Source organism: Caulobacter sp. B11, assembly GCF_002737765.1.
Taxonomy (GTDB): Bacteria; Pseudomonadota; Alphaproteobacteria; order Caulobacterales; family Caulobacteraceae; genus Caulobacter.
The window spans coordinates 1-3,198 of record NZ_PEGG01000257.1 but is presented as its reverse complement, the minus strand read 5'-3'; the positions used below and the strand labels follow the sequence as shown (position 1 = coordinate 3,198).

The 3,198-nt window shown below is 70.3% G+C and carries 2 protein-coding genes and 2 pseudogenes; all 4 read left to right on the top strand.

The features are described from left to right. Window positions 1-183 precede the first annotated feature (183 nt). Window positions 184-1,770: pseudogene (gene xseA, locus CSW58_RS10555) on the top strand (exodeoxyribonuclease VII large subunit). 27 nt (window positions 1,771-1,797) lie between these two features. Beyond that, the gene (locus CSW58_RS10550) at window positions 1,798-2,019 is read left to right on the top strand and encodes a DUF2093 domain-containing protein (RefSeq protein WP_099447256.1); all 222 of its coding nucleotides are present in this window, start codon (window positions 1,798-1,800) and stop codon (window positions 2,017-2,019) included. 104 nt (window positions 2,020-2,123) lie between these two features. Beyond that, on the top strand, window positions 2,124-2,864 hold the full coding sequence (locus tag CSW58_RS10545; protein WP_236627775.1) for a M23 family metallopeptidase: 741 nt from the start codon (window positions 2,124-2,126) through the stop codon (window positions 2,862-2,864). Between the two features lie 101 nt (window positions 2,865-2,965). Continuing rightward, a pseudogene (locus tag CSW58_RS10540) lies at window positions 2,966-3,198 on the top strand (response regulator transcription factor); the annotation flags it as partial.

The window sequence follows — 3,198 nt, the reverse complement described above, 5'->3', positions numbered from 1 at the left end:
AACAATCGAAGAAGAAGTCCGGCGCCACCGAACTGGCCCGCTCGCTGCGCCGCTACATCTAGGCTTTCACAGGCCAAAGGTCGGAACACGATCCCGGATGGCCGAGAGGCTGTCCGGGATTTGTTGTGTCGGGGTTAGCGCGACGCATTCCCCGACCGCCGCATCCGTCCTATCTAGTCCCCCATGACCGACGCCGTCTCCGATTCCAACGCGCCGGCCTATTCCGTCTCGGAACTGGCCTTCGCCCTGAAGCGTACGCTGGAGACCAGCTACGCCTTCGTGCGGCTTGCGCGGCGAGCTGTCGAAGGTCACCCATCACGGCAATGGCCACGTCTATCTGACGATCAAGGACGACAAATCCGCCATCGACGGGGTGGTGTGGAAGGGCAGCGTGCGCGGCCTGGGCGTGCGGCCCGAGCACGGGCTGGAGGTGATCGTCACCGGCAAGATCACCACCTATCCGGCCGGCTCGCGCTACCAGATCGTCATCGAGACCATGGAGGCGGCCGGGGTCGGGGCGCTGCTCGCCCAACTTGAGCGCCTGAAGGCCCGGCTGAACGCCGAGGGGTTGTTCGCCGCTTCGGCCAAGCGCCCCCTGCCCTCGATGCCGGCCGTGGTCGGGGTGATCACCAGCCCCACGGGCGCGGTGATCCGCGACATCCTTCACCGCATCCGCGACCGCTGGCCGTGCCAGGTGCTGGTCTGGCCGGTGGTGGTGCAGGGCGACCAGGCCGCCGCCCAGGTTTCCGCCGCCATTCGCGGCTTCAACGCCATCGCGCCCGGCGGCCCCGTGCCGCGTCCCGACATCCTGATCGTCGCCCGGGGCGGCGGCTCGGTGGAGGATCTCTGGGCCTTCAACGACGAGGGCCTGGCCCGCACGGTGTTCGAGGGAGCCATCCCGCTGATCTCGGCCGTCGGCCACGAGACCGACACCACCCTGATCGACTTCGTCTCCGACCGGCGCGCGCCTACCCCCACCGCCGCCGCCGAGATGGCCACGCCGGTGCTCAGCGAGCTGCGGGCCCTGGTCGCCGACTATGACCGCCGCCTGATCCGCACCGGCGGCCGGGTGGTGGACGAGCGCCGCACCCGCCTGATCAGCGCCGCCCGCGGCCTGCCCCGCCCCGCCGACCTGCTGGCCCTGGCCCAGCAGCGGCTGGACCTGGCGGCCCGGGCCTGCCGCGTCCCGACGACCTGACCGCCGCCGGCCAGCGCCGCTTCGAGGCGGTCGCCGCCCGGCTGGACGCCGCCCTGCAGCGCAATACCGACGTCCATGCCCGCGACCTGCTGAAGGTCTCGGCCCGCCTGTCGCCCGAGACCCTGAACCGCCAGCGCGCCGACTGCTGCAAGCGGGTCGAGGACCTGGGCCGCCGCCTTGACCTGGCCGCCCGCCGCGCGCCCGAGCAGGTGGCCCGCAACGCTCGCCTGCCCGCCCTGTGGGACCGCCTGAACGCCGGGGCGCGCCGCCGCCTGGAGCGCGAGGGCGATCGGCTGTCCAACCTCGACAAGCTGCGTCAGTCGCTGGATCCCAACCGCCCGCTCGATCTGGGCTTCGCCCTGGTCCACAAGGCCGACGGCACGATCGCCCGCGCGGCCGACGAACTGGCGGCCGGTGAGCGGGTCAGCCTGACCTTCCGGCGCGGGGCGCGCGACGCGGTGATCGATGGCCTGGGCTCGACGCCGCCAGCGCCCCCGTCACCGGCGCCGCCCGCCCGCCCGGTCCGTCCCAAGCCCGCCGCGCCGCCGACCCGCCAGGGTGACCTGTTCTGAGGCCCGCATCTGGCGTAGAAGGAAGCCATGAACGCTCTTGATCGTGACCTCGGCAAAAACGGCGGCCTGGCCGTGCTCCATTATGGCGATGGCGAATTCGCCGTCATGTCGCCTGGCTCCCACGTGGTCTGCGCGGTGAGCGGCGCACGCGTCTCGCTCGACGCCCTGCGCTACTGGAGCGCCGAAGTGCAGGAGGCCTATGCCGGTCCCCGTGAGGCCCTCAAGCGCTGGCAGGAGCTGAACGGCTGAACCGCCGCCGCATCCTGACGGGACTAGCGGCCGCCGGGGTCGGCCTGGGCCTGGTCCAAACGGCGCGCGCCGCCGCGCCCGGGCTGACCCTGAGCGGACGCTTCGTGCAGGGCGGCTACGCGATCGGGCGCACCGCGCCGCGCGCCGCGGTGCTGTTGAATGGCCTGCCCGCCACACAAGCCTCCGCCCAGGGCTGGTTCGTCCTCGGCTTCGACCGCGACGCGCCGCCGCCGGCCGTCATCACTGTCGAGACCCCCGACGGATCCTCGACCCACGAACGATCGATCGCGCCGGGACGCTTCGACATCCAGCGCATCGACGGCCTGCCGCCCAGCCAGGTCACCCCGATCGAGCCGGCGCTGCTGGCGCGCATCGCCTCGGAAAACCAGCGCAAGGCCGCCGGCTATGCCAGCCGCCTCGACGAGGATCATTTTCGCACCGGCTTCATCCTTCCGGTGAAGGCCACCCGTCGCTCGTCCAGCTTCGGCGGCCAGCGGATCCTCAATGGCGAGACCAAGCGCCCGCACCTGGGGGTCGATCTGGCCGCGCCGACGGGCACGCCGATCGTCGCCCCCGCCGCCGGTCTGGTGACCCTGGCCGAACCCGACATGCATTTCGAGGGCGGCCTGGTGATGATCGACCATGGCCAAGGACTGATCACCGTCTACCTGCATCAGTCGCGTCTGGACGTGTCGGCGGGCGATCGGGTGACTCAGGGACAACGGATCGGCGCGGTCGGCATGAAGGGCCGAGCGACCGGTCCGCACCTGTGCTGGCGCATGCGCTGGCGTGACCAGAACCTCGATCCGTCGCTGTTGCTCATTTCGGGGAACAATCACCCTTAGGGTGAGCCCTTTTCAGTCCTACGCCCTCTCGCGGGTATCGACACCCTTGTGTCGGCGCTGTATCCGAACGCCTCCCTAGACCGTAAGGAAACTCACCCCGCATGTCGGCGATGCTTGGACAATTGCGTTTTCTGCTGGTGGACGACGACTACCACATGAGAGCCATCGTCTCGGCCATCCTCAAGGGCGCTGGCGTCAAGCATGTTCACGAGGCGATGGACGGGGCGAGGCGCTGCAGGCGCTGCGCGACTTCGCCATCGACATCGCCATCGTCGATTTCAAGATGTCGCCCCTGGACGGGGTTCAGTTCACCCAACTGGTGCGCAATTCCCCC